Source organism: Campylobacter concisus, assembly GCF_015229955.1.
In the GTDB taxonomy this organism is placed as follows: Bacteria; Campylobacterota; Campylobacteria; order Campylobacterales; family Campylobacteraceae; genus Campylobacter_A; species Campylobacter_A concisus_AT.
The window spans coordinates 71187-87236 of record NZ_JAAKYZ010000004.1 but is presented as its reverse complement, the minus strand read 5'-3'; the positions used below and the strand labels follow the sequence as shown (position 1 = coordinate 87236).

15 protein-coding genes are annotated in these 16050 nt (G+C 37.8%); 12 read left to right on the top strand and 3 right to left on the bottom strand.

Features of this window, described 5'->3' with window-relative positions:
- The 10 genes from G6W45_RS06975 to G6W45_RS06930 all read left to right on the top strand — a co-directional run bounded on the left by G6W45_RS06975 (nt 1) and on the right by G6W45_RS06930 (nt 9935).
- The gene (locus G6W45_RS06975; RefSeq protein WP_021091554.1) at nt 1–1968 is read left to right on the top strand and encodes a proton-conducting transporter transmembrane domain-containing protein; all 1968 of its coding nucleotides are present in this window, start codon (nt 1–3) and stop codon (nt 1966–1968) included.
- A gap of 9 nt (nt 1969–1977) precedes the next feature.
- Nucleotides 1978–2898 (top strand): respiratory chain complex I subunit 1 family protein, encoded by a 921-nt coding sequence (locus G6W45_RS06970; protein WP_072594545.1) that lies wholly within the window; start codon nt 1978–1980, stop codon nt 2896–2898.
- A 1-nt stretch (nt 2899) separates the two neighbouring features.
- Nucleotides 2900–3544 (top strand): hydrogenase 4 membrane subunit, encoded by a 645-nt coding sequence (gene hyfE, locus G6W45_RS06965; protein ID WP_021091711.1) that lies wholly within the window; start codon nt 2900–2902, stop codon nt 3542–3544.
- Between the two features lie 2 nt (nt 3545–3546).
- Nucleotides 3547–5028 (top strand): hydrogenase 4 subunit F, encoded by a 1482-nt coding sequence (locus G6W45_RS06960; protein WP_194167992.1) that lies wholly within the window; start codon nt 3547–3549, stop codon nt 5026–5028.
- Nucleotides 5025–6761, top strand: coding sequence for a hydrogenase large subunit (locus tag G6W45_RS06955; RefSeq protein ID WP_194167991.1), 1737 nt, complete (start codon nt 5025–5027; stop codon nt 6759–6761). The genes G6W45_RS06960 and G6W45_RS06955 overlap by 4 nt, the downstream gene beginning before the upstream one ends.
- Entirely contained in the window at nt 6758–7297 is a 540-nt protein-coding gene (locus G6W45_RS06950; RefSeq protein WP_054197155.1) for a formate hydrogenlyase complex iron-sulfur subunit, read from the top strand. The genes G6W45_RS06955 and G6W45_RS06950 overlap by 4 nt, the downstream gene beginning before the upstream one ends.
- Nucleotides 7294–8118 carry an NADH-quinone oxidoreductase subunit B family protein gene (locus G6W45_RS06945; RefSeq protein ID WP_021091627.1) on the top strand — a complete coding sequence of 275 codons (825 nt, stop codon included), beginning with the start codon at nt 7294–7296 and terminating at the stop codon, nt 8116–8118. Before G6W45_RS06950 ends, G6W45_RS06945 begins: the two co-directional genes overlap by 4 nt.
- Complete coding sequence (locus G6W45_RS06940; protein WP_021091884.1) at nt 8115–8459, top strand: formate hydrogenlyase maturation HycH family protein; 345 nt, start codon at nt 8115–8117, stop codon at nt 8457–8459. The genes G6W45_RS06945 and G6W45_RS06940 overlap by 4 nt, the downstream gene beginning before the upstream one ends.
- Complete coding sequence (locus tag G6W45_RS06935) at nt 8459–8905, top strand: hydrogenase maturation protease (RefSeq protein ID WP_021091859.1); 447 nt, start codon at nt 8459–8461, stop codon at nt 8903–8905. Before G6W45_RS06940 ends, G6W45_RS06935 begins: the two co-directional genes overlap by 1 nt.
- A gap of 163 nt (nt 8906–9068) precedes the next feature.
- Nucleotides 9069–9935: a formate/nitrite transporter family protein gene (locus G6W45_RS06930; protein WP_194167990.1), complete on the top strand. Its 867-nt coding sequence runs from the start codon at nt 9069–9071 to the stop codon at nt 9933–9935.
- Between the two features lie 80 nt (nt 9936–10015).
- On the opposite strand, the gene G6W45_RS06925 is transcribed toward G6W45_RS06930, so the two are convergent.
- Both G6W45_RS06925 and G6W45_RS06920 read right to left on the bottom strand, forming a co-directional pair.
- A complete protein-coding gene (locus G6W45_RS06925) occupies nt 10016–10654 on the bottom strand; it encodes a Crp/Fnr family transcriptional regulator (protein WP_194167989.1) in 639 nt (212 codons plus the stop codon).
- Between the two features lie 148 nt (nt 10655–10802).
- The gene (locus G6W45_RS06920) at nt 10803–11216 is read right to left on the bottom strand and encodes an acyl-CoA thioesterase (protein WP_021091795.1); all 414 of its coding nucleotides are present in this window, start codon (nt 11214–11216) and stop codon (nt 10803–10805) included.
- A 91-nt stretch (nt 11217–11307) separates the two neighbouring features.
- Between G6W45_RS06920 and ciaB the strand changes: the two genes are divergently transcribed.
- Complete coding sequence (ciaB, locus tag G6W45_RS06915; protein ID WP_194167988.1) at nt 11308–13149, top strand: invasion protein CiaB; 1842 nt, start codon at nt 11308–11310, stop codon at nt 13147–13149.
- A gap of 9 nt (nt 13150–13158) precedes the next feature.
- Complete coding sequence (locus tag G6W45_RS06910) at nt 13159–15486, top strand: putative bifunctional diguanylate cyclase/phosphodiesterase (RefSeq protein WP_194167987.1); 2328 nt, start codon at nt 13159–13161, stop codon at nt 15484–15486.
- Here G6W45_RS06910 and G6W45_RS06905 read toward each other — a convergent pair.
- Nucleotides 15479–16018: a hypothetical protein gene (locus G6W45_RS06905; protein ID WP_103619329.1), complete on the bottom strand. Its 540-nt coding sequence runs from the start codon at nt 16016–16018 to the stop codon at nt 15479–15481. The genes G6W45_RS06910 and G6W45_RS06905 overlap by 8 nt on opposite strands.
- Nucleotides 16019–16050: the final 32 nt, after the last annotated feature.

Genomic DNA, 16050 nt, shown 5'->3' with positions numbered 1-16050 from the left:
ATGACTACGGTTTATATGCTATTTCTTGTAAGTGCCGTCGTTAGCATCTTGCTTTATTGTGCTCCAAAGGCCGCTGTAAAGGTTGGTTTTGGACTAAGCGCTTTAAGCTGTTTTTACGCGATGTGCCACTTTGTTGCAAATATGGGAGTAAGTGATAGCTTTGCTCTTATGGATGGCTTTTTGTATTCGCCAAAATTTGCGCTAAATCCACTTGGAAATTTCTTTAGCTTTGTCGTTGTTTTCATCGGATTTGCAAGTAGCGTTTATGGTATGAGCTATGCAGATGAGTATATCAAAAAAGCAAATGTTGGCGTGTTTGCATGTTTGTTTAATACATTTATACTCTCAATGCTTCTAGTAATTAGTGCTGATAATGTATTTTGCTTTGTTGTTTTATGGGAGCTTATGACTCTTATTTCATCATTTCTTATCATCGTCAATGACGGTAAAAATACACTTAAAGCGGTTATGGTATATCTTGGCATCGCACAAATCGGTGCATTTTGTATAACCTGTGGCTTGCTTATCACTGCTTACTACGCAGGAAGCTTTGAATTTAGCGCATTTATGGGTGTTAAGATGCCATTTGGCGCTTCTGCTGCTGTATTTGCACTATTTTTGGTCGGCTTTGGTAGTAAAGCTGGTATGTGGCCATTTCACGTTTGGCTTCCACAAGCTCACCCAGCAGCACCATCAAACGTTTCAGCCCTTATGTCAGGCGTTATGATTAAAGTTGCTCTATTTACATTAGTTAAATTTACACTTTACTTGCCACTTAGTACATATTTTGGTCTTACGATTCTAGCTCTTGGTGCAGCTAGCTCATTATTTGGTGTTTTATACGCTCTTTGCCAACACGACTTCAAGGCTTTGCTTGCTTATCACTCAGTTGAGAACATAGGCATCATCTTACTAGGTCTTGGCACAGGAATTTATGGCGTTGCGGCTGGAAATTTAACACTTGCAGCAGTAGGTTTTCTAGCAGGTTGCTACCACGTAGTTAACCATGCTATATTTAAAGGTCTGCTTTTCCTTTGTGCTGGTTCGGTTATCCACGCTACTCATACACAAAATATGGACATCCTTGGTGGTCTTGCTAAAAAAATGCCATGGACAAGCCTTGGTATGTTTATAGGTATTATGGGTATCGCAGCCTTGCCTCCAGTAAACGGCTTTGTTTCAGAGTGGTTTACATATCAAGGTATGCTTCAAGGCGCGATGGGCGAGGGAACATTAGTTAGATATGCATTTACACTTGGCGTCGTAGCTCTTGCGCTAACAGGCGTTTTGGTCGGTATGCACTTAAAACTTTACGCTGTTATCTTTGCAGGTACTCCAAGAGATCAAAAAATTTGGGAAAATGCTAAAGAGAGTCCAATAGGCATGGTTCTTGGTATGATCATCCTAATGATAGGCTGCGTTGGCTTTGGTCTTGGCGCAAACTACATAGTTGATTACATCATGCAAGCTGTAAATTCTATCGCTATAAGCGACTATAAAGCTAGCCTTGGTGCTATAAATGTAACTTCACCAATAGGCAGTATGATCTCAACTCCGCTTATCGCTTTAGTTTTATGTGCGACTATGATTTTGCCATTTATCATCCTTGCTGTTATGAAAGCAAATAGAGATAAACCACGCGAGACTGATCCTTGGGCATGTGGCTTTAAATATAGCTCACGTATGCAAATGACAGGTGGTCCATTTACAGGCGATCTTAGAAAGATCATGCAATGGCTATTTAGAGCTGATAAAAAGATCGTTACTAGAAATTATTTTGACGCGGTTGAATATCACAACCATCCAAAAGATATCTGGTGGGGAATGTTTTATGAGCCAGTCATTAAATGGTGTATGAAATTTGCTGATAAACTAGGCATTGTTCAAAGCGGATACACAAACGTCTATACGCTTTATATCCTAATTTATCTTTGTGCCATACTTGCTGTGGGCTACTTTTTAGTTTAGGAGACGAAAATGCAAACTATACTTTTAATGATATTTCAAGTAGTCGTTATCGTTTTGGTAGCTCCTTTGTTTGATGGTATGGCAAGAAAACTAAGAGCTAGACTTCAATCAAAACAAGGTAGCGATTTCTTTCAAACATATCGCGACATTATAAAACTCTTTAGAAGAGGAAGAACTGTGCCTGAGTGCTCACACTGGGTATTTAGATGGGCTCCATTTTTCCTTTTTGCAACTTCAGCTGCAGTTCTAGCTGCTATACCTATAACATATAGCAAAGATACTGTTTTTGGAGCATATTCAGATATATTTGTGATCCTCTATCTTGGCGCGTTGCTTAGATTTGTATTTGGTGCAGCTTCAATGGATAGCGGCAACCCATTTGCAGCAACAGGCGGCGGCAGGGAGCAAATGCTGGGCGTATATGTCGAGCCAGTTATGATCATGTGTCTAATCGTCGTAATGCTTGCAGCTAAAACATCAAATTTAATTGAGATCCAAGAGATGGTAAAAACCGGTGTTATTGGATATCAAATCCCAAGCTTTGCTGTAGCTTCTATCGCATTTTTATGGTGCATGTACGTTGAGACTGGCAGAAAACCATTTGACGTAGCTGAAGCTGAGCAAGAGCTTCAAGAAGGCTTACTTGGCGAGTATGCAGGTAGCGACCTTGGTTTAGTTCAAGCATCACTTATATTAAAACAGTTTGCTATGATCGGACTTTTCCTAACTATATTTGAGCCATGGAATTTTAGCAATCCTTTCTTAGCTATCATCATTTTTGTGATAAAAACTGGAGTATTTTACGTAGCAGCTGTCTTTATAGACAACTTTGGTCCACGCTTTAAAATGACTTCATCTTTACGCAAAAATGCACTTGGTGCACTTGCTATCTCGTTTGTTGCACTAACACTTTATGTAGTAGGAGTGTGAGATGCAAACACTTGATATTTTAGCCATTTGCATGATCGTAACTTCGCTTGCGGTTTTTGGTCTTAGAAGCTTAAAACTCTCAATCATCGCTTATGCGATTGAGACACTACTTTTAGTTAGCATATTTTTCTTGCTATCTGAGAAATTTAACGCCGAGCAACTCAAAACTTGGGCGATCGTTGCATTTTTTACCAAAGTTTTACTTGTGCCAGGAATTTTATTCTGGCTTATCAAAAAACTTGGCGTAGTTAGCGAAGATGAGCCAGTTGGTGGATTTTTTGTAAGTCCTGTTATTGCTATGGGATTTTCTCTAGCTCTTTCAATGAGTATCCACCCTATATTTTTAAAATTCTCTCTTATCAAAGAAGAGATCATGCTAATCGCAGCTGGAACGGTCTTTATGATGGGAATTTTTGGCTTCATGCTAAGAAACTCATTTATAAAACAAATTCTAGCTTACTGCTTGTTTGAAAACGGTATCCACCTAAGCCTTGCTCTAATGGCTTATAACTCACATGAGTTAGTCGAGCTTGGAATTTTAACAGATGCGATATTTGCCGTTATCATCATGAGCATTCTAGCGATTAGATTTTATAAAGCTTATGATAGCTTAGATACTTCTAAAGCTTCAAATTTAAGGGGTTAGAGATGGAAAGTTTAGCTTTAATACTTATCTTACCGCTCCTTGGTGCTTTGGTCTTGTTTTTGAGTCCTAAAAATTATGCGGTATTAAGCGGACTTCACGTTTTGTTTTCTGCTGCGACATCGGTGGCTTTACTTAACAATGTTCTTAAAGTCTTAAGTAGTGGAACTTTTTATAGTTTTGATAAATTTTTGTTTTTAGATAGCTTAGGCTGTGTTTTCTTGGTGCTTATTGCTGTAACTGGATTTATAGTAAATTTCTACTCTATCCACTACATGAGATGGGAGCTTGAAGACGGACACATCCACTTAAGCGATCTTAAAAAATATTATGCATTAAGCCATGTATTTATCTTTACAATGACTTTAAGCGTTATTTGCAACAACGTTGCGTTTATGTGGGCAGCTATCGAGGCTACAACACTAGCTTCAGTATTTTTGGTCGCTATCCACAAAGATCAAAAATCAACAGAGAGTGGCTATAAATACATTGTTCTTTGCTCAATCGGCCTAGCATTTGCACTTTATGCGACTGTTCTTTTATACTCAGCCACATTTAGCACTCTAGGAGATGGCGAAGCTTCTATGCTATTTTCAAGCATAATGGCAAATGCTAAAAATTTAAACCCAGATGCAGCAAAGCTTATCTTTGTATTTGCTCTAATTGGTTTTGGTACAAAAGCTGGTCTTGCTCCAACTCACACTTGGCTACCAGATGTTCACGCTGAAGGTCCAGCACCTATCTCAGCTTTGCTTTCAGGCGTACTTTTAAAATGTGCGATGCTAGCGCTCTTAAGATACTACGCTATCACAGCTCAAGCAGTTGGATTTAGCTTCGTTGAGGGCATAATGATCGTATCAGGAACTATCACACTATTTGTAGCGGGATTTTTCCTAATCAGACAACACAACGTAAAAAGAATGTTTGCATATCACTCAATCGTTCACATGGGCGTTATCGCATTTGCACTTGGTGTTGGCGGTAAATTTGGTCTATTTGCAGCGATATTCCACTGCTTGGCTCACAGCTTTACAAAAGCTTTGGCATTTTGCTCAACAGGCAACATTGCAAGAATTTATGGCCACAAAGATATGAGTAAGATGGGCGGCATGGTTAAGATCGCACCAATTACCACTATAATGTTTGGCGCGGCTGTTTGCTCACTAGTTGGTGTTCCAGCATTTGCTATATTTGTTAGCGAGTATAACGTCTTTGTAGGAGCCATCACAAGTGGTCAATACATCGCAGTTGCGCTATTTGCTATTGCACTTGCAGTTATTTTCATAGCTGACTTTGCGCACTTTAACATGGCAAGCTTTGGCGAGCCAAAAGGTGTGGTTGTTCATAATAAAGAGATGAGTTTGTTAGAGAATTTACCTCTTATAGCACTTTGTGCCCTTATCATAATCTTTGGCGTATGGCACGTAGATAGCTTTTATACGCTAGTAGATAACGGTGTTAATATAATGATGGGAGCTTTAAAATGAGAGGCGATAAATTTGTTGAAATCCTAAAAACTAAAGTAAAAATTTTAGAGGTAACTCGTCAAGCAGACGATCAGATCACAGTTTTGGTTGATAGAAATGATCTTCCACTAGCTGTTAAAACGCTTTATTATGATATTGGCGGCTTTATAAGTACGATGATACCAAATGACGAGCGCCAGATAAATGGCAGCTTTGCGCTTTACTATGCTATCTCAATGGAAGGTAGCAAGATGACTGAGGCGGATGACTTTGCGGCTGAGGATAAGTGCTTTATCACTGTTAAAACGCTTATTCCTGGAAGTGATCCGACATTCCCATCTGTTACTCCACTAGTGCCAGCTTGTGTTTGGTACGAAAGAGAAGCTTATGATATGTTTGGTCTAGTGGCTGAAGGTTTGCCTGATAAAAGGCGTCTAGTTTTAAGTGATGACTGGCCAGATGGACTTCATCCACTTAGAAAAGATGCGATGGATTATCGCTACCGCCCTGATCCGGTTGATCATAGAGATGAGCCTGATTCTGAGTTTTTGTTCCCAACAGGTGATGCAGTAGTTGATGTGCCACTTGGACCACTACATATTACTTCAGATGAACCAGGTCACTTTAGACTTTTCTGTGATGGTGATGAGATCATCGATGCTGACTACCGCCTCTTTTATCAACACCGAGGTATGGAAAAGCTAGCTGAAAACAGAATGAACTATGATCAAATGGGCTATCTTGCAGAGCGCGTTTGTGGAATTTGTGGTTATGCTCACGCTATCGCTTGTATTGAAGCAGCAGAAAAAGCTATCAAGCTTGAAATTCCACTAAGAGCTCAAGCTATACGCGTCATCTGTCTTGAGATTGAGCGTCTTCACAGCCACCTTTTAAATATCGGTCTAGCTTGTGAGGTTACTGGTAACTACAACGCTTTCATGCACATCTTTAGAGTTCGTGAGTACTCTATGGAGCTAGCTCAGCTAGTAACTGGCGGACGTAAAACATACGGTAACGTCGTTATGGGTGGCTTAAGACGTGATATGACAAACCAAGAGATCAAAAAAGGCATCGAGATCATAAATAAACTTGACATTCAAATTTCAGAAATTTGGGACGCAGTTATGGAGGATAAACGCCAAATCGGTCGCTGGAAAGGTGTAGGAATCCTAGACCGCCAAATAGCACGTGACTTTAGCCCAGTTGGTCCAAATATGAGAGGCTCTGGCTTTAAACGTGATAACCGCTACGATCACCCATACGACTTTTTTAAACAGATAGAATTTGAAGTAGCAGTTGAGCATGGTTGCGACGTTTTTGCTCGTGAGATGGTTAGATATAAAGAGCTAAAAAGCTCTATCCACATCATCCGCCAATGCTTTGAGCTAATGCCTCAAACTCCGATCATGATCGATCCTGTGACTATGATCAAACCTGAAAATTTTGCACTTGGTCATGATGAAGCACCACGTGGCGAGAACGTTCACTGGATCATGCAAGGCAGCGCTCAAAAAGTATATCGCTGGAGATGCAGAGCAGCAACATATAACAACTGGCCAAGCCTAAGATATCAATTCAGAGGAAACAACATAAGTGACGCTGCGCTTATCGTTTGCTCACTTGACCCTTGCTACTCATGTACAGAGCGTGTTACATTAGTCGATGTAAGGACTAAAAAGAGCAAAATTTTAACAGAAAAAGACCTTAAAAAATTCTGTCAAGATGGCGGGGTTAGTAAAAAGGATTTAAGATGATGAAGTTATTTGACATCACAGAAAAATATGGAAAAGCGACATACGCCTATCCATTTGAGCCATATATTGTTCCTGAAAATTTCCGTGGTCAGCCAAACTATACATACGATCTTTGCATAGGTTGTGCAGCTTGCGGTATCGCTTGTCCTAGTAATGCGATAGAGCTTAAGATGAACGAGGAGCAAACAAAGCTTGTTTGGGAATTTGACTGCGGACGCTGCATATTTTGCGGTCGCTGCGATGAGGTTTGCCCAACTGGAGCTGTAAGACTTAGCGATAGCTTTGAGCTTGCGGTTAAATTTGACAAGAGTGCTCTTATACAAAGAGGCGAGCTTGAGATGCAAACTTGTAAATGCTGCGGCAAGCCATTTACGCCAAAAAGGCTTATAAATTTCACACTTGAAAAGCTTGGCACAGCAAATTTACTCCCAGGCAGACTTGAAGAGGCAAAAGACTACCTTTATATCTGCCCAGAGTGCAAGAAAAATCAATCTGCTGAGAGGCTAACAAAAGGCATTGAGGAGGCTATAAAATGAGTCTATATCAAGTCCCAGAGGACATAAAAACAGCAAATGATCTAACTGCAAAGCTAGAGCATCTAAAAAATATCAAAAGAAGCTTTAGCGTTTATAGGATCGACTGCGGAAGCTGTAACGGCTGTGAGATAGAAATTTTTGCAGCTATTACGCCGATGTGGGATCCTGAGCGTTTTGGCTTTAAACTTGTAGCAAACCCAAGACACGCTGATATTTTGCTTTGCACCGGTCCTGTAACAAGACAGATGTATTATCCACTTCTTCGTGCTTATGAGGCGACCCCAGATCCTAAGATCGTAGTTGCTCTTGGTGCGTGCGGAAGCAGTGGCGGAATTTTCCATGACGCTTATAGCGTTTGGGGTGGCATCGATAAGATAATCCCAGTCGATGTCTATATCCCAGGCTGTCCTCCACATCCAGCAAGCATTATTTACGGCCTTGGCATGGCTCTTGGTATCATCGATCAAAAACTTCATAAAAAAAGCTATGAGGAAGATAACACATTGCCACCTTCAGTTGAGAAGTCGGTCATAGGCGATATCTTGTTTGAGCGTGACTTGCAAGCTGAAAGTAGAAGGCTAATGAGCTATATCTTTGGTAGAATCCTTTTTGAAAAATATATGAATGCTATCAAATGTTCAAAAGATGTCCATGACCCAAGCATTTCAAGAGAGGCTGTGCTTACAGCTATCAAAAAAGAGGAAGATCCTAGATATGCTGAGTGCATGGGGCTTTTGCATAATGATGTCTATCTAAAATATGCAAAAGCTGATAAAAGCTTTGCGATAGACGTTGATAGCGAGGTTTGGAGTAAGAGATGATACAAGTTTATAAGCTTACAAAAAGGCATATGGACGACAACGACAAGCTTCCACGCGAGCTAAAGGAGATAAAAATTTTCTCCACTTGCGTGGGACATGGCGTTGGCACGATTGATTTTAGCGAGAAAATTTTAGAGCTAAGCGATGAGGAATTTGACGAGATGATCAAAAACTCAGGCGAATACGTGAAATTTAAAATCGGAAATTTAAGCAAATATTTTGAAGTTGAAATTTTTGCCGAGCATATCGCTAAACTCTTGCCGCAGCTTTGTGAGTGTAAGCTTAAAGAAATTTTGGCAAATTTAAAAGAAGGATATATCGTGCTTAGGAAGGACTTTTGATGAAAAAAGCCATCCTTTGCATCGGTAATCCTATGCGTGGCGACGATGATGTGGGTAACGAAGTCGGCCGCATCGTAGAGGCCGAGCTAAAAGAGTGGAAGGTATTTTTCGGGCAAGATGTGCCTGAGAATGAATTTTCAGCTATTAGAGAATTTGCACCTGATATCTTGATAGTAGTTGATGCGATGAGCGGCTTTGATGAGGATAAGATAGAGTTTTTCGACCTAAGTGACGATAGAGATTACATCTACTCAACTCACAACCTCCCAACGCCAGTGCTTTTAAGCTATTTGCGAAAAATTTGCCCAAAGACGCTTTTTTTAGGCATTAGCGTATTGCTCGAAAATGTCTTAAATTTTGAAGAAGGACTAAGCGAGCAGGCTAAAAAAAGTGCCAGAAAAGCTTTTTTGAGAATTGTAGAGATTGATAAAAATTTAGTTGGTTAAATTTAGCAAATAGCTAAATTTAGTCTTTTTGGTTGCTAAAGGCAAAATTTTGCTTTTAATCGCAAGCAGTGATTTGACTTTAGTAATTTTGCAAAGTGTTAAACTTTGGTCGCAAAGATGAGCTTGGCTCATGTGCGAGATTGAAAATAAAAAGGAGAATGTGATGTTAAATCCGGCAGAAACCGCTCAAGCGGTCTCAAGCTCTATGGAGCATAAGGCTCATATGCCACTTACTAGTATTATTTTTCTTGCTATCATGGCTGGAGCTGCTATTGCTATGGGTGATATTTTTTGGGCTCACTCAACAGTTGGTATGGCTGAAAACCAGTCTATTGGTCTTTCAAATTTTATCGGCGGTATCACATTTAGCTGTGGTCTTATGATGGTTGTCTTTTATGGCGGACATCTTTTTACAAGCTCAGTTTTAAGTGGTGTTAGCGCATATGAAGGAAAGCTAAAACCAGGTAAGACTATCGGATACTGGGCTATCGTTTGGATATTTAACTTTGTTGGTGGCGCATTGATTGCGTATATGTACTACTACTCAGGCTTGCCACTAAAGTATGATGGCTACATCTTGCAGCACTTTATACCAGCTGGTATTGGCAAGATTACAGCACCATTTCATGAGCTATTTATCCGCGGAATTTTTTGTAATGTCTTTGTTTGTATGTCTATTTGGACTGCGACAAGCGAGAGCAATCTATCTGGTAAATTCTTCGCAATTATGTGGATGATCGGCGCATTTGTGGCTTGCTCTATGGAGCACTGCGTGGCAAATATGTTCATCATCACTGAAGCCATCATCTCAAAAGCTCACTATATAGCGGCAAACGGCGGAGATATCGCTGCTGCGGCTACGGCTCTAGGGCACGGCATTACGGCTGAAAAACTAGAAGTTTTAAACTGGGGAAATTTCATCGGTAAAAACTTAGTTCCAGTTACACTTGGTAATATCTGTGGCGGACTTTTCTTTGTTGGTTTAGTTGGCTTTATGGCAAATAAATTCGATATGAAGAAAAAAGCTTAAAAATTTTTAGTCTTTGCTTCTTGGCAAAGACTAATCCTCTAAGGCTACGCTTTGCTAGCCATTATAAAAATTTTTGATTTTTAGTTTGTGTAACTTTCAAGTTTTTCATAATCAATTATTAAAAACTCGTGTGGTGTGATCTTTCTTATTATGTCGTCTTTTATAAGCTCATTAAAAGCAGTTGAAGCGCTTTGTCGTTTGAGCCCCACAAAGCTTGAGAGCACCTTTAGAGAAAATGGCAAAAATATGTAGTGATATCCATTTTGCTTTAGATCTTGCTCCTTTGCAAGCTCGATCAAAAAATTTGCAATCCTACCTTTTGCATCTTCAAAAAGTATGGATTTTATGATCTGGCGTTGCACGATTACTGCATTTAACACAGCTTTTAAAATTTCATCTGCGACATTTGCATTTAATAAAATTTCACCTATTTTGTTTAAATTTATAGCATAAATTTCAGCATCTTCAAGTATTTCAAAAGCGCAATTATCATCAAGCACGGCGATGTTGCTCGCTTCTAAATGATAAAGGATAAATTCCTCTCCATCTTCAAAAAATGAGAGCTTTGCACAGCCACTTTTTAAGATGATGATCTTGATCTCTTCTGTGTAGATTATGCTTGTTTTTGGTAGCTCTTTATACTCAAATTTATCAAGCTCATTTTGAGTTAGGATCTTTGTGATTTGTGTTTGCAAAAGACCTAGACGTGATTTTTTCATTTTTCTCCCAAAAAATGTATAGAGCCTGATTTTACTTCACAAAGCATTTAAAGAAGTTGAAAAATATTGCTTTTAGTTTAAGAATTTCAATAATTTTTAAAAGTAGTATTAATTTTTTAATTTGGTTGCATAAATTGCAACCAAATTTTTAAAATCCATGAAGTTGTTTTAGCTTCTCATCGATTGGCTTTTTAAGTCCATCTTTCGTCACGCTTACGTAAGTTGCAGTAGCACTTGTAACGTGTATAGTTTCTCTATATCCGCCCGGATTTAGTCTCAGCGCAGTCACTTCTATCTGCGTTGTTATCGAGGTTTTACCAACAGAGATGATTTTAGCGTAGCAGCTTAGCACATCGCCAACAAAGACAGGTTGCTTGAAAATGATCTCTTTCATAGAAATGGTCACAACGCGTTCAGGAGAAATTTCTCTAGCGGCCTGAGCACCTGCAAGGTCGATCTGACTCATTATCCAACCACCAAAGATATTTCCAGCTGAGTTTGTGTCCTTTGGCAACATAACTTGTTTGATACGTGGCTCACCAAAATCCTTTAAAATATCCATTTTTTGCCTTTTAGATGTTAAAATTTTTGGTTGATTGTAGCAAATTTTAATGGCTTTATGTTAAAATCCTGCAACTTTAAGGGATGAAAAGATGAATGATTTTAAAAGATTAAATGAGCTTACAAAAGAGCAGAAAAACAAGTTAAATGCTATTTATAAAAATTTAGACGATGACATTATAAACGAGGCTGTTAGAATTTGTGGTCTTGCTGGCACACCAAGCCAGAAACTAGCCCTTGCAAGAAGGATAGTAGATCTTAAAGTTGATCCGCTTCAAAATGAGCTAAAAAAGCTAAATTTAGGCGAAGACGAGCAAAAACGAGTGCTAAATTTAATGTATGGCTACGTTAGAAATTTATATGAAAATCTGCACGCCAAGCTTTTAGAAAAGGCCAAGGAAGAGAAAATTTTAGATCAGTTTAACCAAGCCTTTGTGCAGGCTATGCACGAGCTTGGCCTAAGCCTAAATGCGTGGCAAATTTCATGGCAAGAAAAGATAATAGACACTACAAACAAAGAGTTTGAGGCTAAATTTAAAGATCTAAGCCAGGCAAATGAGTTTATTACTAAAAACGGCTTATTTCAGTGCGACGCTAGTGGCGCTAGGGCTGATAGAACGTATGGCGCGGTAGTAAAAGAAGGTGATAAATTTAGCTTTTTGCCTTACGCACTTGCCTTTAAAGATGAGGTGAGAGAGCTTAAAAGTGTCTTTGCTAAAAATCTTGAAATTTTAAGAAATTTAGCCCAAAATGACGAGCAAAAATCATACATAAAATACCTTGAAAAGCTGCAAAATGCCTTTTGCGAAGAGGATAATACAAAGGTGATAAGCGCTTGGCAAGAGGCTGAGATAGCGTGGATGGATGTAAAAGGTGCACTTCAGCCAGGCCATCCGCTAGAGTATTACGAGGATGCCTATACGCATGCAGTCGCACTTGAGTGGGACATCAGGCTGGTTGATAGCGAGGGCATTGACGAGCTTAAATTTAAAGAAAAAGTTGCAAAAACTTATAAGAGCGTTTGCGAAAAGATAAAATTTGATAACGCTGAGACAAATAGGGCAGTTAGCGAAAATATCGCTAGAACGCAGCTTTATATAAGCGTGCCGATGATCTATTACGCAGCGGAGCTAAACGGGCTTTTTAGCGCTCAAGTCGTGCCAAATGATGAGAGCGTGAGTGCAAAATGTGGTAAGAAAATTTTTGCCTTTGTAAATCACGTCTATGAGGGCGCAAAGGCAAAGCCTTTTATGAAGCTTGGGGCTGAAATTTTTAGCAAGGAGTTTTTGGATTTTGGCAGAGAGATTTTATTTTTAAAGCCAAAAATTTGGAAAAAAGTCTATGAAATTTCAACGATCGGTCATGAGTTTGGGCACATTCTCTTTATCGGACTTGATACCGAGATGAGCATGAATAAAAGTGGCGTCTTTAAATTTATAGAAGAGTACAAGGCGACGACTGGTGGGTTAGTAAATTTCTTCTTGCACGAAGAGGCGGAGTATAAAATGGCCGTCTTTCACGAGCTGATCGCCCGTGCGGTTGGGCTTATCGCATGGCGAAAGGTCGATGAGGTGAGGGCTTACTACTGCGAGGGGCTCATACATCTTAGCCTACTTTTTAGAGCTGGAGTGCTTAAATTTGATGGCAAACTAAGCGTGGATATGAGCGAACAAGCTTACGCTAAATTTAAAGAAATTTGCTTAGAAAACTACTACGATCTAGCGCAAACATACGCTAAAAAAGATGATGCGAGCACATTTTTAGAGAAATTTTGCCAAAAAGATGAACTAAGCTATTTGCCAAAAGATAAAGAGTGTAAGAAATTTGTTGAGCATTTTTACGCTAGATACGAAGCTATCGGCAACGACGTCGATGATAGTGGCGAGTGGCAAAGATGGCAAAGCTTAGCCAAAAAGGCAGAGAAAGATAGATAAAGACGGAACATGATAAGTAAAATAAGTAACGAAAATCAAGTATCTTTTTTATTTATGTTGATACTTTTTTGTGTATATGTTGTTAGTTATTTTATTGCTAGTAGTTTTTATAATGGCATAATTACTGCTCTATTTGATTTTATGATCACATTATTTATCTTTTTAAAGCTAAAAGAGACAAGAAATTTAAAAACATATTGGATATATATATTATTAGGCCTTACTTGCTGGGTAGCATCAGACATTATGTGGATGCTATATGATAAGGTTGATTTTCTTAAACAATTTCTTTCTAAAGTCAATTTTATACAAATCTCATACGTAGTCTCATATTTTATGTTTGCATTTTCTGCTTTTTACATTTTGATCAAAAATTTGAAAAATTTATTTTTAATGCAAGTATTTGTGGACTCAGTTTCTATTTCCGCAATATATTTTAGTTTTATGTGGTTTATGATTTTTGATAGAAATTTAACTCAAGTTTTAAGCCAAAAAGATTTTTTTAATCTAAGTTACATCGCCATAGATTTATTTATGTTTTGTACTTCGTTTATTGCATTTTTTTCACTTAAATTTTCAAAAAGAAGAATATCTATACTTTTATGCTTGATAGCACTTATTGCAATAAGCACTTATGACATTTTTACCACTACAATGGATTTTTGGATAGATGAAATATCCTTTTCTGGATACGACATTGTATTTAAGAGTTCATTTTTTATGTTGTTTGTTGCTGCGCTTCATTTAAGAGAGGGCGAGGCAAATCTAAAATTTAGGGCACTCAGAAACGATTTTGATAAAATTTTAATACAAAAGCTATTTGTTTTCGCTGTATTTTTAACGATCATGATCTTGTACTCTTGGAAGATAAATTTGACATGGTTGTTTTCTATTTTAGTTACTTTGCTTGCATACGGGGCATTATCTTATACATTTTCTAATGTTAGAAAGATGGATATTCTAATTAAACGTGAAATACATATCAAAAAAGTGTTAAATAATCAGATAGAAAATAAAGTAAAAGAGCTTGAAGAGACAAATAGGCACCTACAAAGGATCAGTAAATATGATTATTTGACGAATGCTCTAAATCGCCAGTATTTTATCGCAAGGCTTGAAGAGATGATAAAGTCAAAGGCTCTTGGCGAAAAGATAGATATTTATAGTATTGACATAAACCATTTTAAGGCAATAAATGACTCGTATGGGCATTATATAGGCGATGATGTAATAGCAAAGTTTGCTTCAAATATTGAGTCAATATTGCCACCAAACGATTCCTTATTTGCAAGATCTGGCGGCGATGACTTTATCGTTGTTGTCAAGCAAAACGAAAATGTACATTGCAGAGAATTTTTACATTATCTACTAAAAGCTATTTCAGAGCCAATCGTTATAGATGATTATAAAATTGTACTTGATGCGAAAATAGGGATTAGCTCGACACAAACCAGTGAAATTTTGGCTGATGATTTTATCATGCAATCAGAAGCAGCACTAGAAGCAGCAAAGAAAGATGCATCTGAAAAGTATGTTTTTTATAGTGATATAAAAAGCATGATTCAGGATAGAAACTATATAGAAATATTGCTAAATAGCATAAGCTTTGATGAAGAATTTGAGCTAAAATTTCAGCCCCAGTATCTAATAGAAGGTAAAAAAATAGTAGGAGCAGAGGCTCTTGTTAGGTGGAACTCTCCTATAAAAGGTCCGGTAGATCAATCAAAATTTATTCCAATAGCCGAACAAAGCTCGATTATCAATGCGATAGGAAAATGGGTGGCAAAAAATGCTATAAAACAAATGGCCTTTTGGAATGAAAAATATAATACGAATCTAAAAATAGGCATAAATATCTCACCAAAACAGATTGATAATATAAATTTTGCATCTAAATTTTTAAGCTATATAGATAGATACGGCATCGATCCATCTTGTGTAGATGTTGAGATCACTGAGGCCAGCCTTGTCAATGCCGAAGAGATGATGCAAAGCGCGTTATCTGAGCTTTCAAATAGAGGAATTTGCATCTCTATAGATGATTTTGGTACCGGTTTTTCATCGATGAATTACATCAAAAAATATCCTATGAATCGTCTAAAGATCGCTAAAGAGCTGATAGATAATATTGCTAAAAATGATATAGATAAAGACGTAGTAAAAAGCGTTATAGCTTTGGCTAAAAATGTGGAGCTAAAGACTATCGCTGAAGGCGTCGAAGATGAAACCCAGCTTAAAATTTTAAGAGAGCTTGGATGTGATGAGGTGCAAGGGTATCTTTGGGGCAAGCCAATGAGTGCAGAGGATTTTGAAAAGCTTATAATAAGCGCTATTTAAGCACACTCTTTGCACTAAAATTTTCAAATTTCAAAATATCTTTATGGCAAAGTTTAGCTAGCTCATTTATCATTTTTGAGCTAGCTTCATCTTTTGGGATTATTAGATGAATTTTTTCTTCTAAAAAAATGATAAAAATATTTTTTAGCTCATAAATTTCACTAACTTCATTTAGGTCAAATTTTTCATTTTCTTTGGGTTCGCCTTCATAGTAAGCCAGAAAATTCTCATTTACTTCAAAATTCATTTGCTTTTGAACGTCTGAAATTTCAATTCTCTTTAATGCAGCTATGCGACTTCTTTTTAAAAAAATAGGATAAAAAATGATCCAAAATATAGCAAAAATGGCTCCGATAATAGTAAAAATTTTACTTTTTAATAGCATATCAGCAACAAAACCAGCTATGATGGCTTCAGTAAATATCATAAAAGTGTTTATAAAATACTGCTTTCTTGCCGCCTTTGAGAAAAATAAGATAAAAGATTTATAATCTATTAAATTTTGTCCATTTATGACGATATTGCACTTCATAAGATACCTTTGTGAATTTTAAAATTTTTTGG